This is a genomic window from Cellulomonas algicola (assembly GCF_019024305.1).
GTDB lineage: Bacteria > Actinomycetota > Actinomycetes > Actinomycetales > Cellulomonadaceae > Cellulomonas > Cellulomonas algicola.
In genome coordinates, this window is record NZ_JAHKSJ010000008.1 from 65,822 (window position 1) to 91,556 (window position 25,735).

18 protein-coding genes, 1 tRNA gene and 1 pseudogene are annotated in these 25,735 nt (G+C 74.6%); 16 read left to right on the top strand and 4 right to left on the bottom strand.

What is annotated here, in order from left to right; translation table 11 throughout:
* Positions 1 to 140: 140 nt before the first annotated feature.
* From KOV94_RS07600 to KOV94_RS07630, 7 genes are all read left to right on the top strand, one after another.
* Positions 141 to 3,854, top strand: a complete 3,714-nt coding sequence (locus tag KOV94_RS07600) for a nitrate reductase subunit alpha (RefSeq protein ID WP_124342180.1) — start codon at positions 141 to 143, stop codon at positions 3,852 to 3,854.
* A 37-nt stretch (positions 3,855 to 3,891) separates the two neighbouring features.
* Positions 3,892 to 5,634, top strand: coding sequence for a nitrate reductase subunit beta (narH, locus tag KOV94_RS07605; RefSeq protein WP_218051713.1), 1,743 nt, complete (start codon positions 3,892 to 3,894; stop codon positions 5,632 to 5,634).
* Positions 5,631 to 6,338 (top strand): nitrate reductase molybdenum cofactor assembly chaperone, encoded by a 708-nt coding sequence (gene narJ, locus KOV94_RS07610; protein WP_308160425.1) that lies wholly within the window; start codon positions 5,631 to 5,633, stop codon positions 6,336 to 6,338. Before narH ends, narJ begins: the two co-directional genes overlap by 4 nt.
* Positions 6,338 to 7,099: a respiratory nitrate reductase subunit gamma gene (narI, locus tag KOV94_RS07615; protein WP_124342178.1), complete on the top strand. Its 762-nt coding sequence runs from the start codon at positions 6,338 to 6,340 to the stop codon at positions 7,097 to 7,099. Before narJ ends, narI begins: the two co-directional genes overlap by 1 nt.
* A complete protein-coding gene (locus KOV94_RS07620; protein WP_225916285.1) occupies positions 7,096 to 8,304 on the top strand; it encodes an MFS transporter in 1,209 nt (402 codons plus the stop codon). The genes narI and KOV94_RS07620 overlap by 4 nt, the downstream gene beginning before the upstream one ends.
* A gap of 364 nt (positions 8,305 to 8,668) precedes the next feature.
* Positions 8,669 to 13,357, top strand: coding sequence for a PDDEXK-like endonuclease domain-containing protein (locus tag KOV94_RS07625; protein ID WP_308160427.1), 4,689 nt, complete (start codon positions 8,669 to 8,671; stop codon positions 13,355 to 13,357).
* 49 nt (positions 13,358 to 13,406) lie between these two features.
* Positions 13,407 to 13,772: a hypothetical protein gene (locus KOV94_RS07630; protein ID WP_218051715.1), complete on the top strand. Its 366-nt coding sequence runs from the start codon at positions 13,407 to 13,409 to the stop codon at positions 13,770 to 13,772.
* Positions 13,773 to 13,967: 195 nt separating this feature from the next.
* Here the strand turns inward: KOV94_RS07630 and mscL are convergent, their stop codons facing one another.
* On the bottom strand, positions 13,968 to 14,528 hold the full coding sequence (gene mscL, locus KOV94_RS07635; RefSeq protein WP_218051716.1) for a large conductance mechanosensitive channel protein MscL: 561 nt from the start codon (positions 14,526 to 14,528) through the stop codon (positions 13,968 to 13,970).
* Between the two features lie 68 nt (positions 14,529 to 14,596).
* Positions 14,597 to 15,289 carry an SAF domain-containing protein gene (locus KOV94_RS07640; protein ID WP_218051717.1) on the bottom strand — a complete coding sequence of 231 codons (693 nt, stop codon included), beginning with the start codon at positions 15,287 to 15,289 and terminating at the stop codon, positions 14,597 to 14,599.
* A gap of 325 nt (positions 15,290 to 15,614) precedes the next feature.
* Here KOV94_RS07640 and KOV94_RS21205 point away from each other — a divergent pair, with 325 nt between their 5' ends.
* Positions 15,615 to 15,776 (top strand): hypothetical protein, encoded by a 162-nt coding sequence (locus KOV94_RS21205; RefSeq protein ID WP_307720288.1) that lies wholly within the window; start codon positions 15,615 to 15,617, stop codon positions 15,774 to 15,776.
* Positions 15,777 to 15,790: 14 nt separating this feature from the next.
* On the opposite strand, the pseudogene KOV94_RS21210 reads toward KOV94_RS21205, so the two are convergent.
* A pseudogene (locus KOV94_RS21210) lies at positions 15,791 to 15,931 on the bottom strand (FmdB family zinc ribbon protein); the annotation flags it as partial.
* Positions 15,932 to 16,140: 209 nt separating this feature from the next.
* Between KOV94_RS21210 and KOV94_RS07650 the strand changes: the two are divergent.
* Positions 16,141 to 18,714: a penicillin acylase family protein gene (locus KOV94_RS07650; RefSeq protein ID WP_218051718.1), complete on the top strand. Its 2,574-nt coding sequence runs from the start codon at positions 16,141 to 16,143 to the stop codon at positions 18,712 to 18,714.
* Positions 18,715 to 18,838: 124 nt separating this feature from the next.
* On the opposite strand, the gene KOV94_RS07655 is transcribed toward KOV94_RS07650, so the two are convergent.
* Positions 18,839 to 19,486 carry a 5-formyltetrahydrofolate cyclo-ligase gene (locus tag KOV94_RS07655; RefSeq protein WP_218051719.1) on the bottom strand — a complete coding sequence of 216 codons (648 nt, stop codon included), beginning with the start codon at positions 19,484 to 19,486 and terminating at the stop codon, positions 18,839 to 18,841.
* A gap of 167 nt (positions 19,487 to 19,653) precedes the next feature.
* On the opposite strand from KOV94_RS07655, the gene KOV94_RS07660 reads away from it, so the two are divergent.
* The 7 genes from KOV94_RS07660 to KOV94_RS07690 all read left to right on the top strand — a co-directional run bounded on the left by KOV94_RS07660 (position 19,654) and on the right by KOV94_RS07690 (position 25,700).
* Entirely contained in the window at positions 19,654 to 21,042 is a 1,389-nt protein-coding gene (locus tag KOV94_RS07660; protein WP_218051720.1) for a UTP--glucose-1-phosphate uridylyltransferase, read from the top strand.
* Positions 21,043 to 21,287: 245 nt separating this feature from the next.
* A complete protein-coding gene (locus KOV94_RS07665; RefSeq protein ID WP_218051721.1) occupies positions 21,288 to 22,526 on the top strand; it encodes a molybdopterin molybdotransferase MoeA in 1,239 nt (412 codons plus the stop codon).
* 128 nt (positions 22,527 to 22,654) lie between these two features.
* Complete coding sequence (locus KOV94_RS07670) at positions 22,655 to 23,263, top strand: GNAT family N-acetyltransferase (RefSeq protein WP_124342139.1); 609 nt, start codon at positions 22,655 to 22,657, stop codon at positions 23,261 to 23,263.
* Positions 23,264 to 23,326: 63 nt separating this feature from the next.
* Complete coding sequence (locus KOV94_RS07675) at positions 23,327 to 24,637, top strand: SepX/GlpR family protein (RefSeq protein WP_218051722.1); 1,311 nt, start codon at positions 23,327 to 23,329, stop codon at positions 24,635 to 24,637.
* A gap of 50 nt (positions 24,638 to 24,687) precedes the next feature.
* Positions 24,688 to 24,760 (top strand) — tRNA-Ala (locus KOV94_RS07680).
* Between the two features lie 149 nt (positions 24,761 to 24,909).
* On the top strand, positions 24,910 to 25,251 hold the full coding sequence (locus KOV94_RS07685; RefSeq protein ID WP_160142843.1) for a PadR family transcriptional regulator: 342 nt from the start codon (positions 24,910 to 24,912) through the stop codon (positions 25,249 to 25,251).
* Entirely contained in the window at positions 25,248 to 25,700 is a 453-nt protein-coding gene (locus KOV94_RS07690) for an HAAS signaling domain-containing protein (protein WP_218051723.1), read from the top strand. Before KOV94_RS07685 ends, KOV94_RS07690 begins: the two co-directional genes overlap by 4 nt.
* Positions 25,701 to 25,735 lie beyond the last annotated feature (35 nt).

A 25,735-nucleotide genomic window follows, 5' to 3' on the forward strand; every position in this document is an offset into this window, starting at 1 on the left:
GGCTCGACGCTCCCGACAGGCTCGCACGGGCCCGTCGAGGTCGCAGCCCGGACGCCCGACACGCGGCGACGGAGGCCGGACGACGTGCCCGGGGGCGACTTCCGGTGGCGGCAACCTGCGGGCTCCGGCATGGTCGGGCCATGGGCGAGGGGGCTCGACTCGACGGACCCGCGACGGATGCGCTCCTGCAGGCAGGGCGCTTCTTCACGCGGTGGGACGAGACCGCCGACAACCGGGCGGTGTTCCGGGAGGGCGGCCGGCGCGGCGACGCGTTCTACCGGGACCGCTGGCGCCACGACAAGGTGGTCCGCTCGACGCACGGCGTGAACTGCACGGGCTCGTGCTCGTGGAAGGTCTACGTCAAGGACGGGATCATCACGTGGGAGGCCCAGCAGACGGACTACCCGTCGCCCGGCCCCGACCGCCCCGACTACGAGCCGCGGGGTTGCCCGCGTGGGGCGGCGTTCTCCTGGTACACGTACTCGCCGACGCGGGTCCGGTACCCGTACGCGCGCGGCGTGCTCGTCGAGATGTACCGCGAGGCGAAGGCGCGGCTCAAGGACCCGGTGCTCGCGTGGGCGGACGTCGTCGGGGATCCCGAGCGCCGGCGGCGGTACCAGCAGGCGCGCGGCAAGGGCGGGCTCGTGCGCGTCGGGTGGGACGAGGCCGTCGAGATGGTCGCCGCGGGCCACGTGCACACCATCAAGACGTACGGCCCGGACCGGTGCGCGGGCTTCTCGCCGATCCCGGCGATGTCGATCGTGTCGCACTGCGTCGGGACGCGGTTCGTGCAGCTCATCGGCGGCGTCATGACGTCGTTCTACGACTGGTACGCGGACCTGCCCGTCGCGAGCCCGCAGATGTTCGGCGACCAGACCGACGTCCCGGAGTCGGGCGACTGGTGGGACGCGACCTACCTGATGATGTGGGGCTCGAACGTCCCGGTGACGCGCACCCCGGACGCGCACTGGATGGCGGAGGTCCGCTACCGCGGCACGAAGGTCGTCACGGTGTCGCCGGACTACGCGGACAACACGAAGTTCGCCGACGAGTGGCTGCCCGCGCAGGCGGGGACGGACGCGGCGCTCGCGATGGCGATGGGACACGTCGTGCTGCGGGAGTTCCTCGTCGACCGCGAGGTGCCGTTCTTCCGGGACTACGTGAAGCAGTACACCGACCTGCCGTTCCTGGTGACGCTCACGCCGCACGCCGAAGGGGGCTACGTCCCGTCGAAGTTCCTGCGCGCGGCCGACCTCCCGGACGCGGTCCCCGGGGCCGAGGGCGACGACTGGAAGACGGTCCTGCTCGACGCGGCGACCGGGCGGCCCGTCGTGCCGAACGGGTCGATGGGCTTCCGCTACACGGAGTCGGGCGAGGGGCGGTGGAACCTCGACCTCGAGGGCGTCGACCCGGCGCTCAGCGCGGCCGACGCGGGCGCGACCGCGGCTGAGCCCGTGCCGGTGCTGCTGCCCGTGTTCGACCAGCCCGACGGCTCGGGCTCGGTGCTGCACCGCGGCGTGCCCGCACGACGCGTCGGCGACCACCTCGTCACGACCGTCTACGACCTCATGCTCGCGCAGTACGGCGTCGGGCGGGACGGGCTCCCGGGGCAGTGGGCGGCGGGCTACGACGACGCCGACACCCCGTACACGCCCGCGTGGCAGGAGGCGATCACGTCGGTCCCCGCGGCGGCGTGCGCGCGGATCGCGCGCGAGTTCGCGGCGAACGCGGAGAAGTCGCGCGGCCGGTCGATGATCATCATGGGCGCGGGCATCTGCCAGTGGTTCCACGGCGACGCGACGTACCGCGCGGTGCTCGCGCTGCTCGCGCTCACGGGGTGCTTCGGGCGCAACGGCGGCGGCTGGGCGCACTACGTCGGCCAGGAGAAGTGCCGCCCGCTGACGGGGTGGCTGTCGCTCGCGAACGCGCTCGACTGGTCGCGCCCGCCGCGCACGATGACCGGCACGTCGTACTGGTACATGCACACGGACCAGTGGCGGTTCGACGGGTACCGCGCGGACGCGCTCGCGTCGCCGCTGGCCGAGGGGCACCTGGCGGGGATGCACACGGCGGACACGATCGCGCAGTCGGCGCGGCTCGGGTGGATGCCGTTCTACCCGCAGTTCGACCGCAACCCGCTGGACCTGGCCGACGAGGTGCGGGCCGCCGCCGACGCCGGGGAGGCGCCCGACGCCACGGCCGCGCTGGTCGAGCGCATCGCGGACCGCCGCGTGCGCTTCGCAATCGAGGACGTCGACGCCCCCGAGAACTGGCCGCGCACGCTGATCCTCTGGCGCGCGAACCTGCTGGGGTCGTCGGCCAAGGGCAACGAGTACTTCCTGCGCTACCTGCTCGGCACGCACTCGAACGTCACGGCCGAGCCTGCCGACGTCCGGCCGCGCGACGTCACGTGGCGCGACGGCGTGCCCGAGGGGAAGCTCGACCTGCTGGTGAGCGCGGACTTCCGCATGACGTCGACGACGCTGCTGTCGGACGTCGTCCTGCCCGCGGCGACCTGGTACGAGAAGTACGACCTGTCGTCGACGGACATGCACCCCTTCGTCCACGCGTTCACCCCGGCCATCGACCCGCCGTGGGAGGCGCGCTCCGACTTCGACGCGTTCCACCTGGTCGCACGCCGGTTCTCCGAGCTCGCGCGCACGCACCTCGGCACGCGGTACGACGTCGTGAGCGTCCCGGTCCAGCACGACACCCCCGGTGAGGCGGCGGGGCACGTCGGGGGCCGGGCGCGGGACTGGGCGGGCGGTGACATCGCGCCGCAGCCCGGCGTGAACCTGCCGCTGCTGCAGGTCGTCGAGCGGGACTACACGGCGGTCGCGGACAAGCTCGGCTCGCTCGGGCCGCTCGCCGACACGCTGGGGTTCACGATCAAGAACGTCACCTACCGGCTCGAGCACGAGGTCGAGCGGCTCGGTCGGCTCAACGGCGTCATGCTCGGCGGCGCGGGCGACGGGCGGCCGGCGCTCGACACCGACGTCAAGCTCGCCGAGGCCATCCTGTCGCTGTCCGGCACCACGAACGGCGAGCTCGCGACGCAGGGCTTCCGGTCGCTCGAACGTCGGGTGGGCAAGCCGCTCGCGGACCTCGCGGAGGGGTCGGAGGAGAAGCGGATCACGTTCGCCGACACCCAGGCCCGCCCCGTGCCCGTCATCACGTCGCCCGAGTGGTCGGGGTCGGAGACGGGCGGCCGCCGGTACGCGCCGTTCACCGTCAACGTCGAGCGGCTCAAGCCGTGGCACACGCTCACCGGCCGCATGCACTTCTTCCTCGACCACGACTGGATGACGGACCTCGGCGAGGCGCTGCCGATCTACCGCCCGCCGCTCGACCTGCACCGGCTGCTCGGCGAGCCACGGCTCGGCCCCGACGGCGACGCGCAGGTCACCGTGCGGTACCTGACCCCGCACAACAAGTGGTCGATCCACTCCGAGTACCAGGACAACCTGCTGATGCTGTCGCTGTCGCGCGGCGGGCCCGTCTGCTGGGTGTCGGTGCAGGACGCGGCGATCATCGGGGCCGCCGACAACGACTGGATCGAGTGCGTCAACGCGAACGGCGTGTTCGTCGCGCGGGCCATCGTGAGCCACCGCCTGCCGCAGGGCGTCGTGTTCGTGCACCACGCGCAGGAACGGACCATCGACGTCCCCAAGTCGGAGAAGACCGGGCGACGCGGCGGCATCCACAACTCCGTGACGCGCCTGCTGGTCAAGCCGACGCACCTCGTCGGCGGCTACGCGCAGCTGTCCTACACGTTCAACTACCTCGGCCCGACCGGCAACCAACGGGACATCGTGGCGACGATCCGCCGCCGCTCGCAGGAGGTGGAGTACTGATGCTCGCCGCACCGGAGGTCCAGGGAGGACCCGGCTCATGAGGGTCATGGCGCAGATGGCGATGGTCATGAACCTCGACAAGTGCCTCGGGTGCCACACGTGCTCGGTCACCTGCAAGCAGGCGTGGACGAACCGCGCGGGCGTCGAGTACGTGTGGTTCAACAACGTCGAGACGCGGCCCGGGCAGGGCTACCCGCGGCGCTACGAGGACCAGGAGCAGTGGCGCGGCGGCTGGACGCTCAACAAGCGCGGCCGGCTCACGCTCAAGGCCGGCGGCCGCGTCAAGAAGCTCCTGACGATCTTCGCGAGCCCGGTCCAGCCGAAGCTCGAGGACTACTACGAGCCGTGGACGTACGACTACGAGAAGCTCATCGACGCGCCGCTCGGCGACGACTTCCCCGTCGCGCGCCCGAAGTCCCTCATCACCGGCGAGGACACCAAGATCCGGTGGTCGGCCAACTGGGACGACAACCTCGGCGGCACCGCCGAGATGGGGCACCTCGACCCGATGGTGGCCAAGGTGCGGGCCGAGTCCGAGGACAGGATCCGGTTCGAGCTCGAGCGCACGTTCATGATGTACCTGCCGCGGATCTGCGAGCACTGCCTCAACCCGTCGTGCATGGCGTCGTGCCCGTCGGGCGCGATCTACAAGCGGGCCGAGGACGGCATCGTCCTCGTCGACCAGGACCGCTGCCGCGGCTGGCGTCAGTGCGTCACCGGCTGCCCGTACAAGAAGATCTACTTCAACCACAAGACCGGCAAGGCCGAGAAGTGCACGTTCTGCTACCCCCGCGTCGAGGTGGGCCTGCCGACGGTCTGCTCGGAGACGTGCGTCGGGCGGCTGCGCTACATCGGCCTCGTCCTCTACGACGCGGACCGCGTCACGGAGGCTGCGTCGGTCCCCGACGACCAGGACCTCTACGAGTCCCAGCTCGACCTCATGCTCGACCCGACCGACCCCGCGGTGATCGCCGCCGCCCGCGAGCAGGGCATCCCCGCCGACTGGCTCGACGCCGCCCGCCGCTCGCCCGTCTACGCCCTCGCCAAGACGTACCGCGTCGCCCTGCCCCTGCACCCCGAGTACCGGACCATGCCGATGGTCTGGTACGTCCCGCCGCTCTCGCCCGTCGTCGACCTGCTGCGCGAGCAGGGACACGACGCCGAGGACCACGGCAACCTGTTCGGCGCGATCGACGCCCTGCGCATCCCCGTCGAGTACCTCGCCTCGCTGTTCACCGCGGGCGACACCGACGTCGTCACCGGCGTCCTGCGGCGGCTCGCGGCCATGCGCGGCTACCTGCGCGGCATCACGCTCGACGAGGACGCCGACGAGCGCATCCCCGCGTCGGTCGGCATGACCGGGCAGCTCATGTACGCGATGTACCGGCTGCTCGCGATCGCCAAGTACGAGGACCGCTACGTCATCCCGAAGGCCCACGAGGAACGCGGGCACGAGCTCGAGGAGCTCGGCTGCTCGCTCGACTACGACGAGGGCCCGGGCATGTACGAGCAGGCGCCGTTCGGCGAGGCGTCCGGCCGGCCCGTGCCCGTCGCGGTCGAGACGTTCCACGCGCTCAAGCAGCGGCAGACGTCCGACCGGCTCGCGACACCGTCCGAGATGCACGGGAGGGTCAACCTGCTCAACTGGGACGGCAAGGGGACACCGCCCGGGCTGTTCCCGTCGTCCGGCGGACGGGCCACACCACCCGGACCGGGCGCGACCGGCGGGGCCGACGACGGGCCGGGCGTCGACCCGGGCGTCACGGGGACGCGGTCGTGAGGGGGCCGGTGGTCCGGGGGCGGCGCGCGTCGACGGCACGCCGGACGTCCGCGCGCGTCGTGCACCAGGCGGCGTCGTGGTGCCTCGCGTACCCCGACGACGACCTCGTCGACCGGCTGCCGCTGCTCGTGGCCGCCGTCGACGAGCTGCCCGCCGGAGCCGCGCGCGACGGGCTCCGCGGCTTCCTCGACCACGCCGCGACCACGCCGCTCGCCGACCTCCAGCGCGCCTACGTCGACGCGTTCGACCTGTCGGGCCGCCAGACGCTCTACCTGTCGTACTGGACCGACGGCGACACCCGCCGCCGCGGCGAGGTGCTCGCCGCCTTCAAGGCCCGGTACCGCGCGTCGGGGATGCTCGTCGACACCCGGGGCGAGCTGCCCGACCACCTGCCGCTCGTGCTCGAGTACGCCGCCGTCGCCGACCCCGTCGACGGGCCTTCGCTGCTCCAGGAGTACCGGCCGAGCCTCGAGCTCGTCCGGCTCGCGCTCGTCGAGGCCGGCAGCCCGTGGGCCGGCGTCCTCACCGCGGTGTGCGCGACGCTGCCCGGCGAGTCGCCGCGCGACCGCGCCGCGGTGCACGCGATGGCGGCGGCCGGGCCGCCGCGCGAGTCCGTCGGGCTCGACGCCGCCGACCCTCGGCTGCTGCCGCTCGCGGGGTCTGTCCCGGCGGGTGCTGACGGGCCGACCGGAGGAGGGCGCTGATGGACGTGCTGCTGTGGGGCGTCGTGCCGTACCTCGCGATCGTCACGCTCGTCGGCGGGACGATCTGGCGGTACCGCTACGACCAGTTCGGCTGGACGACCCGCTCGTCGCAGCTCTACGAGTCCCGGCTGCTGCGCATCGGCAGCCCGCTGTTCCACTTCGGGCTCGTGTTCGTCATCGTCGGGCACGTCGGCGGCCTCGTGATCCCGCAGTCCTGGACCGACGCCGCCGGGCTGTCGCAGGAGGCGTACCACGCGATGGCGCTGGTCATCGGGGGGATCGCCGGCTTCTGCACGCTCGTCGGCGTCGCGATCCTCGTCTACCGGCGGCGCCGCACCGGACCCGTCTTCATGGCGACGACGAAGAACGACAAGACGATGTACGTCGCGCTCGTCGCCGCGATCGTGCTGGGACTGTGGACCACCCTGAACTCCGTCGGCGCCGGCCACGAGGCGCACAACTACCGCGAGACCGTCGCCCCCTGGTTCCGGTCGTTGTTCGTGCTGCAGCCCGACGTCGCGTCGATGGCCGCGGCGCCCGCGTCGTTCCAGTGGCACACCCTCGTCGGCCTCGCCCTGATCGCGATCTTCCCGTTCACGCGCCTCGTGCACGCGTTCACCGCGCCGTTCCACTACCTGTTCCGCCCGTACATCGTCTACCGCAGCCGCGACGCCCGGCCGACCCCCGGCGCGAGCGCACCCCGACGCGGGTGGGACCCCGTCGGCACACGTGACCGCGAAGGATCGGGGAGACGCCGATGACGACGACCGCCGCGACGACGACCCGCGTGTCGGGCCGCACGCTCAACCTCGTCCTCGCGACGTGGACGTTCGCCATCACGTTCTGGGCGTGGAACCTCGTCGGCCCGCTCGCCGCGCGCTACACCGAGGAGCTCGGGCTGTCGGCGACCGAGAAGTCGCTGCTCGTCGCGACCCCCGTGCTCGTCGGCGCGATCGGGCGCATCCCGGTCGGCGCGCTCACCGACCGCGTCGGCGGTCGTCGGATGCTCGGCATCCTGTCGCTGATCTCGATCGTCCCCGTGCTGCTCGTCGCGTTCGCGGGGGAGCAGGAGTCGTACGCGCTGCTGCTGCTGTTCGGCTTCCTGCTCGGCATCGCCGGCACGACGTTCGCGGCCGGCATCCCGTTCGTCAACGCCTGGTACGAGCCCGCTCGCCGCGGCTTCGCGACCGGCGTCTTCGGCATCGGCATGGGCGGCACCGCGCTGTCGTCGTTCTTCACGCCGCGCATGGTGAACTCGTTCGGCTACGTGACGACGCACGTGCTCGTGGCCATCGCGCTCGCGGTGACGGGCTTCGTCGTGCTGTCGGTGTCGCGCGACGCGCCCGCCTGGAAGCCGTCGACGCAGCCCGTCGTCCCGAAGCTCCGCGCCGCGATCAAGCTGCCCGTCACCTGGCAGATGTCGTTCCTCTACGCCGTGACGTTCGGCGGCTTCGTCGCGTTCTCCACCTACCTGCCGACGTACCTGTCCGACGTCTACGGCTACGACCTCGCCGACGCCGGCGCACGCACCGCGGGGTTCGCGATCGCGGCCGTCGTCGCGCGCCCGCTCGGCGGCATCCTGTCCGACCGCGTGCACCCCAAGCCCATCGTCCTCGTGTCCCTCGCCGGCGCCGCGATCATGGCCGTGCTGCTCTCGTTCAAGCCCGTCCCGGAGATCCCCGCAGGCACCGAGTTCGTGCTCATGGCCTTCTTCCTCGGCATCGGGACGGGCGGCGTGTTCGCCTGGGTCGCCCGTCGTGCACCCGCCGACCGGGTGGGCTCGGTGTCGGGCATCGTGGGTGCTGCGGGTGGCCTCGGCGGGTACTTCCCGCCGCTCGTCATGGGGGCGACCTACGACGAGGCGACGCATTCCTACACGGTCGGTCTGCTGCTGCTCTCGGCCACCGCGGTCGTCTCGTTCCTGTTCGTCCTGCTGCGCCTGAAGCGCGAGGACCGGGTAGCGTGACGGGAGGCGTCGAGGAGCGCGCACACCGGCAGACCCGATCGTGTGAAAACCGCCCGACAGCCTGGCCTGGACGTTTGACCAAGAGCCCCCTCATGCCGCACACTCGTACTCGACGGTGCGCATCGCCTGCCCCCTGCGCGGTGCGCACCGTTGTGACTTCCCAGGAGCGGGACGGGTCTTCGGAGCCGTCCCGCTCCTGTCGTCTGCGGGCACGTCCCCGACGGGGCCGTCGCGACGGGAGAACCGCATGACGACGGGGGAGAGCCGCGGCACGACGTCCCCGGGCGCGGGCACGACGACACCATCGGGGGAGCCTCGGCGCGCCACGCCGCCGACCGCAGACCCTGCCGTTACCGTTCCTGGGGTGACAGTCCCCGCGCGCTCGTCCGGCACGGGTCCCGACCAGGCTCCCGCGACCGACGCGACCCCGAACGCCCCCGTCGCCCTCGTCGCCCCGCCGACCCGGGCCGACCTCGTCGACCGCGCGGTGGAACGCTGGCGCGAAGGCCTGGTCGAGGCCGCCGGCGGGTCGACCCTCGCCGACATGGAGCTGCTCGGCGACGCCGCGCTCGACCTCACCGCCGCCCACCCCTCGGGGATGGCCCAGCTCTTCGCCGGCCGTCCCACGCGCCTGTCCAACCTGGTCCGCGAGGGCGCCGCGCTGTCGACCGCGCGCCGTCGTGCGCGGGCCGTCGCGTCGCGCGCCGCCGTCTACGAGCAGCGCTACGGCATCGCCCCGACCGCGCTCGCGATCGGCGTCGCGACCTGGACCGAGCGGCCCGCCGCCCGCGACGACCACGACGACGTCGACGCGCTCGCCGTCGCGACCCGGCCCGCCGAGCCCGCACCCCGGTCGGCCACCCAGGCCCGCACCGTCCGCGCGCCCGTGCTGCTGCGACCCGTCACGCTGCGCGCCCGCGGCACCGGCGAGGCCGACTACGAGATCGCGCTCGAGCCGACGCTCGACGTCAACCCCGTCCTCGCTCGTGCCCTGCGCACCCGCGGCGCCCTGCTCGACCCGGGCGCGGTCGCGCGCGGCACGTTCGAGAGCGGCGGCTTCGACCCGCGCGGCGCGCTCGCGCGGCTGTCGTCGCTCGGGGAGGCCGTGCTCGACGACTTCCGGCTGACCGAGAAGGTCGTCGTCGGGACGTTCGTGCACCCCGGGCAGATCCTCGTCGACGACCTCGACGCGCTGTCCGCGGCGCTCGACCAGCACGAGGTCGTCTGCGCGCTCGCGGGCGTCGACGTCGACCGCGAGCGGCTCGTCGTCCGCCTGCCCGAGCCCGTCGCGGGCGACCGCGACCCGAGCGTCGAGCGGGGTGTCGGCGACCTCGACCCCGCGCAGCAGCACCTGCTCGACGCGCTCAGCACCGGTGCGCACCTGTTCGTCGACGCCCCGACCGGCGCCGACGTCACCGGCACGCTCGCCGCGGTCGTCGCCGACGCCGCCGCGTCCGGCCGCACGGTCCTCTACGTCCCCGGCCACCGCCGCGGCGCCACCGCGCTCGCCGCCCGGCTCGACGAGCTCGGCCTCGGCGACCTCCTGCTCGACGTCGCCCCCGAGGCCGGCTGGCGCACCGCCGCCGCGCGCCGCCTGCTCGGCGCGATGACCCTCGACGCGCCCGCGGTCGACGGGCAGAGCCTGCACGTCCTGCGCACGCGGCTCGTCGAGCACCGCGAGCGGCTGCGCGCGTACGTCGACGACCTGCACGCGACCCGCACGCCGTGGGGCGCGTCCGCCTACGACGCGCTGCAGCAGCTCGCCCGGCTGACCTCGACGCGTCCGGCGCCGCGCACCACGGTGCGCCTCACCCCGGACGTCGCACGCGTGCTCGACGCCGAGCGGCGCGCGGCCCTCGGTGCGGACCTGGTCCGGGCCGGCGAGCTCGGCGCGTTCGACGTCCGGCCCGTGGACACGCCCTGGTACGGCGCCGACCTGCGCACACGCGCCGACGCCGACGTCGTCGTGCGACGGATCTCGCGGCTGCTCGACGGCGCCCTGCCCGCGCTCGTCGAGCGCACCGCGCAGGTCGCGGCCGACACCGGGCTCACGCAGGCGACGTCCGTCGCGTCGTGGGCCGAGCAGCTCCGGATGCTCGACGGCGTCCGTGGGGCGCTCGACGTCTTCCTGCCGATCGTCTTCGAGCGGACCGCCGCCGACCTCGTCGCCGCGACCGCGACACCGCAGTGGCGCACCGAGCGCGGCGTCGACATGGGCTTCTGGCTGCGCCGGCGGCTGCGGCGGCAGGCCCGCGACATGGTCCGCCCGGGCCGTCCCGTCGCCGACCTGCACGCCGCGCTGCTCGACGTGCAGGCGCAGCGCGAGATCTGGCAGGCGCACTGCCCCGCGGGCGGCTGGCCGCGGCTGCCCGACGGGCTCGAGCACATCGAGGAGGAGCACCAGGCCGTCGCCGAGGACCTGCGGGCCCTCGACGAGGTGCTCGCGTCGACCCCCGGCGGCGCCGGGCTCGCGCAGCTGCCCTTCGCCGCGCTGACCGAGCGGCTGTCGCGGCTGCGCGCCGACACGAGCGCGCTCGACACGCTGCCCGACCGCACCGGTCTGCTGCACCGGCTGCGCGCCGCCGGGCTCGGGGAGCTCGTCGACGACCTCGCCACGCGCCGCGTCGACCCCACGCTCGCCCCCGCCGAGCTCGACCTCGCGTGGTGGAGCACGGTCATCGAGCAGATCCTCACGCAGGACCCCACGCTCGCCGGCTACGACGGCACCGCGCTCGGCGACCTGTCCGCGCAGTACGCCGCGCTCGACCGCGCGCACGTCGCGAGCCTCGCCGGACCCGTCCGGCAGGCCGTCGCCGCGCAGACGCAGGAGGTCCTGCGGCAGAACCGTGAGCAGTCCGAGTCGCTGTTCGTCGAGCTCGTCGAGGAGCGGCTCACGTCGCTGCGCGACACCATCGCGCGCCACCCCGACATCGCGCGCCGCCTGCGTCCCGTCGTCGCGGCGAGCCCGATGCTCGTGCCGCAGGTGCTGCCGCCGTCGCGCACCGTCGACCTCGTCGTCATCGACGCCGCCGCGCACCTGCCCGTCGACATGGCCGTCGCCGCCATCGCCCGCGGCCGGCAGGTCGTCGTCGTCGGCGACGCCCGGTGCGCCTCCGGCACCGCCGTGCGCGAGCTCGCCGCCGTCCTGCCCGTCGTCGCCCTGCACGCCGAGACGTCGCGCCGCGACCCGTACCTCACCGCGTTCCTCGCCGCGCACGGGTACGAGGGCGTGCTGTCGCCGACCCCGCTGCCCGAGCACCGCCCGCTCGTCCGGCTCGACGTCGTCGACGGCACCGGCATGCCCGACGCCGCCACCGGCACCGTCGCGTCGACGCGGGCCGAGGTCGAGCACGTCGTCGAGCTCGTGCTGCACCACGCGCTCATGCAGCCCGACGAGTCGCTCGCCGTCGTCACGCCGTCCGCCGTGCACGCCGACGCGCTCCGCGACGCGATCCTCACCGAGGTCCGCGGCAACCCTGCCGTCGCCGCGTTCTTCGACGGCGGGCGCGCCGAGCCGTTCGTCGTCACCGACCTCGCCAACGTCGCGGGCCTGCGCCGTGAGGCCGTCATCCTGTCCGTCGGGTTCGGTCGCACCCCGCACCGCCGCGTCCTGCACTCCTTCGGCGTCGTCGGCGAGCCGGGTGGCGACGCCCTGCTCCTCGACGTCCTCGGCGCCACGCGGCACCGGCTCACCGTCGTGTCCTGCTTCGGCGCCGACGACCTCGACCCCGAGCGCGTCCGCGCCGCCGGTCCGCGGCTGCTGCGCGACCTGCTCGCGTTCGCCGGGTCCCGCGGTGCCGGTGCCACCGGCGACGACGTGCGGCTCGTCGCGCCCGGTCCGCGCCCTGACGCCGACATCGACCTGCGCGCCGCCGACGCGGCCGAGGCGTCGGGCGGGACCGCCGGCCGGTCGGCGTCGGCGTCGTCCTCGGCGTCGGCCGGGGTCGCACGTGGCGCGACGCACGACGCCGGCGAGCCCGACCGGCTGCTGCTCGACCTCGCCGAGCGGCTCTGGCGGCACGGCCTGACTGTCGAGGTCGACTACGGCATCCCCGGCGGAACCCGCATCCCCATGGTCGTCGGGCACCCCGACGCGCAGGACCGGCTGCTCGTCGCCGTCCTCACCGACGACGAGGCCTACGTCGGCGAGCCGTCGGTGCGCGTCCGCGACCGGCTCCTCGCCGACCGGCTCGAGCGGCTCGGCTGGACGGTCGTGCGCGTGTGGTCCGCTGCGGCGTTCCTCGACCCCCAGGCCGAGGTCGACCGCATCCGTCGCGCCGTGCACGGTCGCGTACCCGCGCCCGCGATCCCGCGCAAGGCGCCGCTCGTGCTCGGCATCCCGTCGTCCGTCGACGAGACCGACGAGGTCGAGGAGCTACCGCCCGTCACCGCGCCCATCCGCATCTCCGTCCGCGCGACCCTCGCCGCGCGCCGCGCGGCCGGCGCCGACGACGTGGACGCCGCGACCGCCGACGAGGACCCCGACGCGAGGACCGAGGGCCGCGACCGCGACGCGAGGACCTGGGGCGACGACCCCGACGCGAGCGACGACACGCGCGACTCCGAGGGCGCCGTCGCCGGTCACGACACGGTCGACCCGGGAACCAGCGGCGTCGGTCGTGACGCGGACGTCGCGGTCGCCGGTCACGACGCGGTCGACTCGGACGACCCGACGACCGACTCCGGACGCGCCCCGGTCGACCAGGCTGCGCCGGCAGGGGCCGGGACGCACGCGGCCTCGGGCGAGGCGGGTGTCGCGCGGGTCGACGGTGAGTCGTCGACCGCGTCAGAGCCCACGACCGGTGCCCACCACGTGCAGCTCACGCTCGCCGGGGTGCCCGGCGCACCGCGGCCCGACGTGCGCAAGGGTCTGCCGATCGGCGCCTACAGCGACGACCAGCTCGACGAGCTCGTCGCGTGGCTCCGGTCGGACGGGGAGGACCGCAACCGTGAGCAGCTCGCCGCCGCGCTCCGCGACGAGCTCGGGATCACGCGCCGCTCCTACCGGATCGACACCGCCGTCCGCTCGGCCGTGAGCCGCGCCCTGCGCTGACGCACCGGGGTCTGCCGGGCAGAGCTGCGCCGGGTGGGATCATCGTGCGGTGAGCGACAGCCCCGAGGACCTGGCCCGGACGGAGGCCGTCGACGGTCCAGGTCGGACGCCGACCCCGGCCGTGCGTGCGGTCGCCGGAGCGGCGTCCGGGCGGTCGCCGCGTGCCCCGCGACGCGCCGTCCGACGGGCGGGGACCGTGGGCACCGACGAGTCGGTGCTGCGTTCGACGCTCCCGGCGGCGCCGTCCGACGGCCAGGACCACGCCGCGTCTCCCGCGACACCGGCGCAGCCCGCTGACGCGTCCCACGACCCGGCCGTCCCGCTGCGTGCCCTCGACGACACCGACGTCGGCTGGGGCCACGACGTCGACTCGAACGACGACCGTCTGCTCCGCGACCGCCCGCCGCACTGGTGACGCGCGCGAGCACGCCGCGCGCGACCCGCGCTCGTCGGTGCCGCCGGTGAACCACGCCGCCGTCTGACGGGTGGGGACGCGGCCCGCGCCGGTGCGCTCGTCTGGGGCGGCGACAGCGGTGGCCGTCGCCCATTCAGCGTCGGTGGGCGGTGTCGCCTGTCGCAGCGTCGGTGAGCGGGTTCGCCCGCAGTGGTGTCAGGCGATCGGAGGAGGCGTCGCCGGGCCGCTGCCCGGCTGGAACGTCGGGGGAGTGCCGGGAGCCGTGCCGGTCCCCGGAACCGCGCCGGCGTCGTTGGCCACGGCAGGGCTGGGGCGGGCGGCGAGCAGGTCGCGGATCTCCTGGAGCAGCAGGATGTCCTCGGCCGGCGCCTTGGGCTCCTCCTCCTCGCCACGCTTGCGCCGCGCGGCCAGGGCGTTGAGCGGCAGCACGATGACGAAGTACACCGCCGCCGCGGTGATGAGGAACTGCAGCAGCGCGTTGAGGATGACCCCGATCGAGAACGTGGCGCCGTTGATCGTGAAGCGGCCCAGCGCGGACAGGTCCGGCTCGCCGAAGATCGCCGCGATCAGCGGGCCGATGAACCCGTCCTGGAGCGCGGTGACCACGCCCGTGAACGCCGCGCCGATGACGACGCCGACGGCGAGCTCGATCGCGTTGCCGCGCGAGATGAAGTCCTTGAAGCCCTGGAACACCTTCGGCAGCCCGCGCAGGTGCTCGCCGGCGCCCCGCAGGCCCTTGTTGACGGTGTCGGTCATGTGTGCCCCCGGCAGCTCACGGCGTGCGTCAGGGCCGGTCGGAGGGGCCCTGTCGCTGGACTGGACGATCATGGCACGACCACCGCAGAGAGCAAGGCGGTCGCCGAGGCGCCGGCAAGCGCGCGCGCCTCGTCGGGCGTGACGGCGAGCAGGACGGGTGGCGCCGGGCCGGCGTCCGCCCCGAAGGACACCACGTCGGGCGGGGACTCCTCGGTGGGCGTCGGCAGGACGAGGGCACGCGTCGCGACGACGCGCCCGTCGCCCTCGTCGGGAGTCGCCGCGAGGACGTCGACGCGCATCCCGGGCCGCAGGAGCGCCGCGGCCGCCTCGTCGGCGAGGCGCACTGCGGTGACGACCGTGCCGGGTGGGCCGGTCGCGTCCGACGCCACGAGCACGCCCGGGACCAGCGGGGTGCCGGTCGCGAGGTCCACGGCCGTGACCCGTCCGACGACTGCGTCGGCGTCGGCCGGGACGTCGTCGGGTGCGACGGTCACCGGCACGGCGCGCACCGTCAGGTCACCGTCGGCGAGCGTCGCACCGGCGTCGAGGGACCGTGCGGCCACGACGAGCTCGACCGTCGGTGGCGGCGGGGGCCGCAGCGCGCCGACGACGCCGAGAGCGGCCACGGCGAGGGTCAGCGCCAGCAGTGCAGGACGAGCCCGCCACAGCAGGACACGCGCGCGCAGCGCGACGGGTGCGCGGCGACGCGCGAGCGGTGGCGGGCGGTCCGGTCGGGACGGGTCACGTCGGTCGAGAGACACGTCCGCGACGCTACGGACGCACCGTCGGAGCCCTGGTGGTGCGGGACGCCGTCGGTGCGCGTCCGCGCGCGAGGGCGGGCTGTGGACGGCTCGCGACCCGACGGGGACGGCCCGTCCGGATGCGGCCCGACGTGCGGTGCACCCGGAGCGACGGCGAGATGTCGGGCGGCCCGGCACGTCGTCCGGCCCGACCTCGTGCGTCGCGGGCGGGTCGACGCGAGGCCCGCCTCGCGAGGGCCAGCGTCGGATCCTGGCGGCCGGCGGCACCGCTCGCCGCGACGGTCGCCGCCGCGGCCGTCAGGACGAGGCGGCGGGTGCCTTGCTCGTGGTCGACGTCGACGAGGTCGTGCTCGGGGCGCTGGTCGACGCGCTGCCCGAGGAGGAGCCGGACGTGGACGACGACGAGGGGGAGCCGGACGACGAGGGAGACGAGGAGGACGTCGTCGACGAGGACGTCGACCCCGACGAGCGCGCGTCGTTGCGGTAGAACCCCGAGCCCTTGAACACGACGCCGACGGCCGAGAACACCTTGCGCAGCCGGCCCTCGCACTCGGGGCAGACGGTCAGCGAGGCGTCGGAGAACGACTGCTGGATCTCGAAGGCGTGACCGCACGCCGTGCACGCGTAGGCGTAGGTGGGCATCGGGGCTCCTGGACGAGGTCGACGGGCCGGCCCGGCGGGACGCCCGGGTGGCCTGGCACTCACATGGATCGAGTGCCAATCCTAACGGCACGCGCGCCGACTGCATTCCGCGGGTACCCGGACGCGGACCTCGCGGAGCGCCGCCGCTGGTCATCCCCAGGTCTGGTGTGCTGCCACCCCGGGCCCAGACGGACAAGTACCCTCGCAACGTGTCCCGCCTGCGCCTCGTCCGGGTCGCGTTCGCGACCGTCGCCGTCGTCCTGGTCCTCGCCCTGGTGGCGACGGCCGTGGGCGTGGTCGTCGTCCTGCGCCGTCCGCTGCCCGAGGTGTCCGGCGAGCTCACGCTGCCCGGCCTCGAGGGCGAGGTGACGGTCACCCGCGACCCGCGCGGCGTGCCGACGATCACGGCGTCGACGTCCGAGGACCTGTTCCGCGCGCAGGGGTACGTCACGGCCCAGGACCGCTTCTTCGAGATGGACTACCGCCGGCACGTCACCGCCGGACGGCTGTCGGAGCTCGTCGGCGAGAACGAGGACGCGCTCGCGGCGGACAAGGTGATCCGGACGTTCGGCTGGCGGCACGTCGCGGAGCAGGAGTGGGACGTCGTCGAGCAGTCGACGCGCGACGCGCTCCAGGCGTACGCCGACGGGGTCAACGCGTACCTGGCGGACCGGGACCCCTCGCAGATCGCGGTCGAGTACACGGTCCTCGGGGCCCGGACGAGCACGCCGGCCCCCGAGAAGTGGGACCCGGTCGACTCGCTCGCGTGGCTCAAGGCGCTCGCGTGGGACCTGCGCGGCAACTACGACCGTGAGCTGGCACGCGCGCGGACGTTCGCGTCGGTGCAGGACGTCGCCCGCGTCGAGCAGCTGTTCCCCGCCTACCCGCAGGATGTGAACCAGCCGATCCTCTCGGCGGAACAGGTGGGCCAGGGCGCGACCACGACGGCGGCGACGACGGGGCTCGACCTCGCGGGCGACGACCTGCAGGCGGCGCTCGCGTCGGCGCAGCGGGCGCTCGACGCGGTGCCGCACCTGGTCGGCGACGGCGAGGGCGTCGGGTCGAACTCCTGGGCGGTCTCGGGACGCTACACCGAGTCCGGCGCGCCGCTGCTGGCGAACGACCCGCACCTCGGCATCTCGGCCCCGGGCATCTGGGCGCAGGTCGGCCTGCGCTGCGCGGAGGTCACGGCGGAGTGCCCCTACGACGTCACGGGGTTCGCCAACGCGGGCATGCCCGGTGTCGTCATCGGGCACAACGCCGACCTCGCGTGGGGCCTGACGAACCTCGGCGCGGACGTCACGGACTTCTTCCTCGAGAAGGTCGACGACGACGTGACCGTGCGGGACGGCGGCACCGCTCCGATCCGGCACCGGCGCGAGGTCATCCACGTCAACGGCGGCCGGTCGGTCGAGCTCGACGTCCGCGAGACGGTGCACGGCCCGATCGTGTCCGACGTCCTCGACGTCGACGCGGTCGAGGACGCGCCCGTGCCCGACGGCGCGCCGGGCCGCCAGTTCGAGGTCGCGCTGGCCTGGACGGCGCTGCAGCCGGGCCGGACGGCCGACGCGCTGCTCGCGATGGCCACGGCGCGCGACGCGGACGACGTCGCCGCGGTCGCGGCGCTCCTCGAGGTGCCCGCGCAGAACATCGTGTTCGCGACGGTCGACGGCCACATCGGCTACCAGGCGCCGGGCCGGATCCCGGTGCGGACGTCGGTGCTGGGCGGTCCGGTCCCGTCGGACGGCACGTGGCCGCGGCCCGGCTGGGACAGCGCGTACGACTGGCAGGGGTTCGTCGACCCGGCCGACATGCCCCGCACGCTCGACCCGGCGGAGGGTTTCGTCGTCGCCGCGAACCAGGCCGTGACGCCGAGCGGCGTGGGCCCGTTCCTCACCGACGACTGGGACTACGGCTACCGCTCGCAGCGGATCCGCACGCTGCTGACGGAGCGGCTCGCGACGGGCGAGCCCGTGACAGTGGCCGACATGGCGGAGATCCAGTCGGACCAGCGGAACCCGTACGCCGACATGCTGGTGCCGACGCTGCTGTCGCTGCCGATCGAGGACGAGTTCGACGACGACGGCCAGGAGCTGCTGCGCGACTGGGACCGCGTGTCGTCGTCCGACTCCGCGGCGGCCGCGTACTTCGCGGCGGTGTGGAAGACGATCCTGACGCTCGCGTTCGACGACGACCTGCCCGACGACGCGTCGCCCGCGGGCGACTCGCGCTGGCTCGAGGTCGTGCGACGCCTCGTCGACGACCCGTCGTCGCCCTGGTGGGACGACCGGTCGACGCCCGCCGTCGTGGAAGGTCGCGACGAGATCCTCACGCGCGCGATGGTGTCGGCCCGCCGACAGCTCACGACGCAGCTCGGCCGCGACGCCGAGGACTGGCGCTGGGGCATGCTGCACGTCGCCGCGCCCGAGCACCCGGTGCTCGGCGGTGAGTCGCTCCCGGGCGTCCTGCGGCGCCTGGTCAACCCGTCGCCGCTGAGTGTCGGCGGCGGCTCGGCCATCGTCGACGCGACCGCGTGGGACGCGAGCACGCCGTCGTACGCGGTGACGGCCGCGCCGTCGATGCGGATGGTCGTCGACCTGGGGGACCTCGACTCCTCGACGTGGGTGAACCTCACCGGCACGTCGGGCCACCCCGCGAGCGTGCACTACACCGACCAGTTCAAGGCGTGGGCGACCGGGGAGACGTTCCCGTGGCCGTTCACGCAGGCCGCGACGGAGGCCGACGCGACGGATCACCTGACGCTGCTGCCGTCGACGGACTGAGGCTCCTCGTCCCGCAGGCGGGCCGCTGCACCGAGGCGGCGCGCCCGCGCCGACCCGTCGGGCCCGTCAGGCCCGCCCGACCGACCCGTCGGCTCCGTCAGGCCGGCCAAACCCGTCGGGCCCGTCAGACCGTGCCCGGCCCGACGGGTCGCCAGCCGTCCGGGGTCGCGACACCGTCGACCAGACGGTCGTGCGGCTCGCGCGGCAGGGGACGCGTCTCCGCGTCGTACAGCTCCTCCGGGAAGACGATCGCGATGACGGGCGCCCCGGGCCGCGCGTGCTGCAGCGCCCGGTCGTACCAGCCGCCACCCTGCCCCAGCCGTGCGCCCGCGGTGTCGACGGCCAGCGCGGGGGCGAGCACGACGTCGGCGTCGGCGAGCGCGCCCGCGCCGAGCGTGGGCCCGCCGGGCTCGGGCGGGCGGCCGGGTGCACGTTCGCGCAGGTCGTCGGCGCCCGCGTACTCGGCCCAGTCGCGTTGCAGCCCGGAGCCGAGCACGGGCAGCAGCAGGCGGACGCCGCGGGCCGCGAGCGCGTCCAGCAGCGGCACGGTGCCGGGCTCGGAGGGGCGGGCAGCGTAGAGCGCGACGCAGGTCGCCTCGGACACGGCGGGGATCGCGGTGACGACGTCGGCGAGCGCCTGCGCGGCCGCGTCGCGTCGTCGGGGGGAGCGCGTGTGCCGTGCGTCGCGGATCGAGCGCCGCAGCCGCTCCTTCACCTCCTCGACCTCGTCGCCCTCGGCGGCGTGCGGGTACGGCTGGGCGACGCTGCTCATGGGTCCAGTCTGGCCCACGGTGCGCGCGTCGGGGGCGCGTCGCGGCCGTGAACGTCGGCGGGGCACGCGTCCCAGCACATGACGGGAGCCCGAACGACGGACCAATGTCACGGGTCGCGTGACGCCCGCCACTGCGCTCTCGCACCCGGTCGACCTAGCATCGCAAGATGAGCGCCCACGGACTCGCACAGGCCCAGCGCAAGATGACCGACGGCGGGGTGCACCCCACAGCCGTCGACGTGTTCACCCGCTTCTACGGACTCCTCGAGTCGGGGGAGACGGGGATGATCCCCGAGAGCGGCGTCCGGCCGCTGACCGACGTCCCGCACCTGGCGGACCTCGACGTGGGCGACGCGGCCGCGCGCGACGCGCTCGCCGTCACGGCCGTCGTCAAGCTGAACGGCGGCCTCGGCACGTCGATGGGCATGGACCGCGCGAAGTCGCTGCTCCGGGTGCGCGACGACGCGACGTTCCTCGACGTGATCGCCGGGCAGGTCCTCGCGGCGCGCGAGGCGACGGGGGCCCGTCTGCCGCTCGTCCTCATGAACAGCTTCCGGACGCGCGACGACACGCTCGCGGCGCTCTCCGGCTACGCGGACCTGGTCGTCGACGGCCTGCCGCTGGACTTCGTGCAGAACCGTGAGCCGAAGCTGCGCGCCGACGACCTCACGCCCGTCGAGTGGTCCGCGGACCCCGACCTCGAGTGGTGCCCGCCCGGGCACGGCGACCTGTACACGGCGCTGCACGCGTCGGGCGTGCTCGACGCGCTGCTCGACGCGGGCTTCCGGTACGCGACGGTGTCGAACTCCGACAACCTCGGGGCGTCGCCCGACGCGCGCATCGCGGGGTGGTTCGCGGCGACCGGTGCGCCGTTCGCCGCCGAGGTCGCGCGCCGCACGCCCGCGGACCGCAAGGGCGGCCACCTCGTCGTCCGGGAGTCCGACGGCCGGATCGTGCTGCGCGAGTCGGCGCAGACCCCGAAGGACGACGCCGACGCGGCCGGCGACATCGACCGGCACCGGTACTTCAACACGAACAACCTGTGGCTCGACCTGCGGGCCCTGCACGCCGAGCTCGACCGCACCGGCGGCGTGCTCGACCTGCCGCTCATCCGCAACGAGAAGACCGTCGACCCGTCCGACAAGACGTCGACCAAGGTCGTGCAGATCGAGTCGGCCATGGGCGCGGCGATCGAGGTGTTCGACGGTGCCGCGGTGCTCGAGGTCGACCGGTCCCGCTTCCTGCCCGTCAAGACCACGAACGACCTGCTCGTGCTCCGCTCGGACGTCTACCGGCTCGAGCCCGACCACCGGCTCGTCGCGCAGGTCGAGGCGCCGTTCGTCGACCTCGACGAGGACCACTACAAGGTCATCGCGGCGTTCGACGCGCGCGTCCCCGCGACCCCGTCGCTCGCGCGGGCCACGTCGCTCCGCGTGCGCGGCGACTGGACGTTCGGCAGCGGTGTCGTCGTGACCGGCGACGCGGTGCTCGACGACCCGGGCGCGCCGTCGCAGGTGCCGGACGGCGCGACCGTCGGACCCGACGGGCTCGCCTGACCCCTTCCTGACCGCCCCGAGGGCCGTCGACGGTGCACCGCGCCGCCGGCGGCCCTCCTCGCGTCGGTGATCGTCCGCGACGGTCGGCTGCGGGTTCCGGTGGCCCGCCGGGCGTCGGCGGCGCGTGTCGGGCGGCCGCGCCCTCCAACCTGGCTGCGGCCCGCGCGATCGCGGCCGTCCCGGGACATCCGACACGGGCGGGTCACCCGGCGGGCGCGCGTGCGCGGGCAGGGCAGAATGCGCGCATGAGATCGGTCCAGGACCACCTGGCCGCGGTGCTCGCCGCGGTCGGCCCGGTCGCGCCGCTCGACGTCGTCCTGCACGACGCCGTCGGCTGCATCCTCGCGGAGGACGTCGTCGCCGGTCGGGACCTGCCGCAGCAGGCGCTCGCCGCGCGCGACGGGTACGCGGTCGCCGCGCACGACACCGCGGTCGCGGCCGGGTACGCCGCGTCGCGCGCCCTGCCCGTGGCCCACGACGTGCGTCCCGGTCTCGAGGCGCCGCTGCGCCTGGTCCCCGGGCAGGCCGTGCGCGTCGCGTCGGGGGCGCCGCTGCCGCTCGGCGCCGACGCCGTCGTCCCGCTCGAGGAGACCGACCGCGGCACCGCGCAGGTCGCGATGCAACGGCCCGCCGTCGCGGGCCAGCACGTCCGGCCCGCCGGGGCCGACGTCCGCGGTGGGGAGAAGGTCCTCGCCGCCGGCACGCGCCTCGGCGCACGCCAGCTCGCGCTCGCCGCGTCGCTCGGCCGCGGCCGGCTGCGGGTGCACCCGACACCGCGCGTCGTGCTGCTGTCGGTCGGTGACGAGCTCGTCGAGCCCGGCACGGTCGGGGCGCGCGACGGCGCGACGTTCGAGGCCGACGGGCACGCGCTCGAGGCCGCAGTCCGCGACGCCGGGGCCAACGCCGTGCGCGTCGGGATCGTCGCGGACGACCGCGCGACCTTGCGCGAGGCCCTCGACGACCAGCTCGTCCGTGCGGACATGGTCGTCGTCACCGGCGGGCTGTCCGAGCTCGCGCACGACACCGTCAAGGACGTGCTCGCGCCGCTCGGGACCGTCCGGCTCGACCAGGTCGCGATGACCCCCGGCTTCCGGCACGGGTTCGGCTCCGTCGGCGACGAGCTCGGCCGCGACCGCGCCGTCCCGATCTTCGCGCTGCAGGGCCACCCCGTCGCCGCGCAGGTGTCGTTCGAGGTGTTCGTCCGCCCCGCGCTCCGGGCCATGGCCGGCCACACCGAGCTCTTCCGCCCGTCCGTCGCGGCCGAGGCGACGAGCGGCTGGGTGTCGCCGCCCGGGCTCCGCCAGTTCGTGCCGGCGACGGTCCTCGGGTCGCCCGACGAGGGCTACCGCGTGACGCCCGTCGGCGAGCCGTCCGCGCCCACCGTCCGTGACCTGGCGCACGCGAACGCCCTCGCCGTCGTCGGCGAGCAGGACCTCACCGTGCACCCGGGGCAGATCGTCCACTGCCTCGTGCTGGAGGGCTGAGGTGCAGCGCAGCGGACGGTGCGGGCGCGCGCAGCGGCACGCGCCGGGAGCGGAGCGGGACCTCGGCCCGACCACGGGAGTCGAGGGATGAGGCCGGCCTTGGGTGCAGAGGGGCAGGGCGGTCGCTGATGGCGGTGGGATGGCCTGCCGTCCTCCAGGACGGGCCCGTGCGGCTGCGGCCGCTGCGGCGGCGTGACCAGGACACGTGGATGGAGCTGCGGTCGCGCAACGCGGGCTGGCTCGAGCCGTGGGACGCGACGAGCCCCGAGCCGCCGCCGGCGGTGCGGCCGACGTTCGGCGCGTTCGTCCGCACGCTGTCGGCCCAGGCGCGGTCGGGGGTGACGCTGCCGTTCGCGGTCGACTTCGAGGACCGTCTCGTCGGCCAGCTCACGGTCGCGTCGATCGCCTACGGGTCGCTGCGGTCGGCGAGCATCGGCTACTGGGTGTCGGAGCACGTCGCGGGGCGCGGGATCACGCCGACGGCGGTCGCGCTCGCGACGGACCACTGCTTCGGCGTCCTCGGCCTGCACCGTGTCGAGATCAACATCCGCCCGGAGAACCGGCCGTCGCTGCGGGTCGTCGAGAAGCTCGGCTTCCGCGACGAGGGGCTGCGCGAGCGGTACCTGCACATCCAGGGCCGCTGGTGCGACCACCGGACGTTCGCCCTCACGACGGAGGAGGTCCCCGAGGGGCTGCTGGCCCGCTGGCGAGCGATCCGTGGAGCCTCAGCGGGGTGACGCGCCACCCGACACGCCGATATGGTCCCGGCGAGTCCGCGGAACGCCCCCTACCGTCGTGACGTGGACGATCTCGCAGGCCTCGTCGCCTTGGCGCTCGTGGCTCTGTGGGGGGCCTACCTGGTGCCGCACAAGCTGCGGCACCGGCAGCAGCTGCTCGAGTCCCGGGCTGACGACCGGTTCTCGGAGGCGCTGCGCGTGGTCGCCGTGAGCGAACGTACGGGCCGGCTCCGCCGGTCGGGGACGTTCCGACGGTCGCGCGAGGCGCCTGCGGTCGGATCAGCCGACTGCGGGACGACGAGCGGCGGATCGCCGGGGCTGCTGACCCCGGGCGCAGGGCTCCCGGTGCTCCATGCCGGGCCCGGGACAGGAGGTGCCACCGTGGACCGACCGACGGCGACGCAGGACAGGATCACCGCGGACGCGGCCCGTCGTGCCGCGCAGGCGCGCGCAGCGAGAGCGGCTTCGGTCGCGCGCCGTGCTGCCGCCGCACGGCGCCGTGCCGTGCTCGCAGGGGTGCTGGTGGTCGCGACGATCGCCGGCTGGACCATCGCGGGCCTCGCGCCCGCCGTGACGTGGGTCGCCGGTGCCGTGCCGAGCGTGCTGCTCGGCGGCGTGCTCGTGCTGGGCCGTCGTGCCGTGCTCGCCGGTCGCGCCGCCGATGCGGCGTGGGAGGCCCGCATGGCCGACGAGCGCCGCGTGTCCGGCGGTCCGCGGACCGGCGCGATGCGTGCGGTCGCGGAGGCGTCGCGCACGTCGTCCGCCCCGGCGTCCGCGCCGACGCGTGCCGTCACGGGCGCGCAGCCGACGGTCCGTGCGTCCTCGTCCGCGCCCGCGCAGAAGGCGTCGGTCGCGGAGCGCGCCTCGGACGAGACCCAGCAGCACGTCGAGACGCACGACGTGCGCGTCCCGCACGCGATCGTCACCGGCCGCGCCGTGCACCCGTCGGAGGCGAGCACCGAGGTGTTCGCGCGCATCGTCGAGGACCGCGGCGAGGCCGAGGCTCCGGCGCGGCACGCGTCGACCGGGCAGACGCCCGTCGTGCGGACCAGCGTCGCCGACCGGTCGAAGGCGACGCGCGACGCGGACGCCGACGATGCGACGCGCACCCCCGCCGAGGACGAGGACGGCGCCTGGTCGCCCGTGCCCGTCCCGCGCCCGACCTACACGATGAAGGCCACCGCGCCGCGCCGTGAGCCGGCCCCGCTCGAGGACGCCGACGCGGCGGCCGGTGCAAAGGCCGCCGTCGTGGGCGACACGGTCACCGAGCCTGTCGCGCAGGTCGTGGCCGAGGTCGCGGAGCCTCCGGCGGCGACCACCGGCAGCATCGACCTCAACGCGATCCTGGCCAAGCGCCGGGCCGCGGGGGAGTGACCCGATTTCACGAACGACCCTGGCGGGGTGCTAGTCTGTAGCCCGCTCGCGGGGCTGTGGCGCAGTTGGTAGCGCGTCTCGTTCGCAATGAGAAGGTCAGGGGTTCGAATCCCCTCAGCTCCACCGCACGACGAAGGCCGGACCCATCAGGGTCCGGCCTTCGTCGTTTCTCCGGAACCGAGCGGCGGGACCACACCCTCTGTGCTGAGCCGTCGGCGTCTGGACCGCCATACGGTTGCGTGCGATGCATGGAACCGCCTACCGTGTACTGCATGGAACCAACCCCCGCGTCGGTCCTGACGCAGCTGCGCAAGGGCACGGTCGACTTCTGCGTCCTCGCCTGCCTGCGTTCCGGGCCCGCGTACGGGTTGGAGATCGCCGACCGCCTCCGGCAGGACAAGGTGCTGTTCGACAGCGACGGCACCCTCTACCCGCTGCTGTCGCGCCTGCGTCAGCAGGGGTGGGTCACGACGACGCTCGAACCGTCGCCGGTCGGCCCGCCCCGCCGGTACTACCGCCTCACGCAGTCCGGGGAGGCCGCCTTGAAGGTCTTCATCGAGACCTGGGGGCGCTTCGCCGCCGACGTCACGACCACGATCGAGGACCACTCATGACCACGACACGACTGCCGGACCTCCTCGAGGCCTATCTCGCCGACCTGGATCGCGCGCTGGTCGGCACGGACGCGCGCGAGCGCGCCGAGACGATCCAGGCGATGCGCGAGCACGCCTCCGAGGTGATCGCGCGGGACGGAGCCTCGGACGCGACCGTCGAGCGGGTCATCACCGAGCTCGGGTCCGTCGAGCAGATCGCGGCGAGCGCCACGCCCGCCGGGCCCGCGCCGGCGTCCGTCGCGTGGGGGGATGTCTGGCTGCTGGTGTGCGCCGTCGCCAGCCTCGCGCTCTTCGTGTTCCCCGTCGTCGCGGTCGGTGCGCTGATCTGGGCCATCGTGCGGCTCCGGGGGAGCGCCGGGAGCAGGGCGCTTCAGCGGGCGGCCCTGGTCGTGTCCGTCGTGTCCGTCGTGCTCGCCACCGGGCTCGTGATCTCGCACTGGGTGAACTGACTGGCACGCACTGCTGGCGGACCTCGAACTGCGCC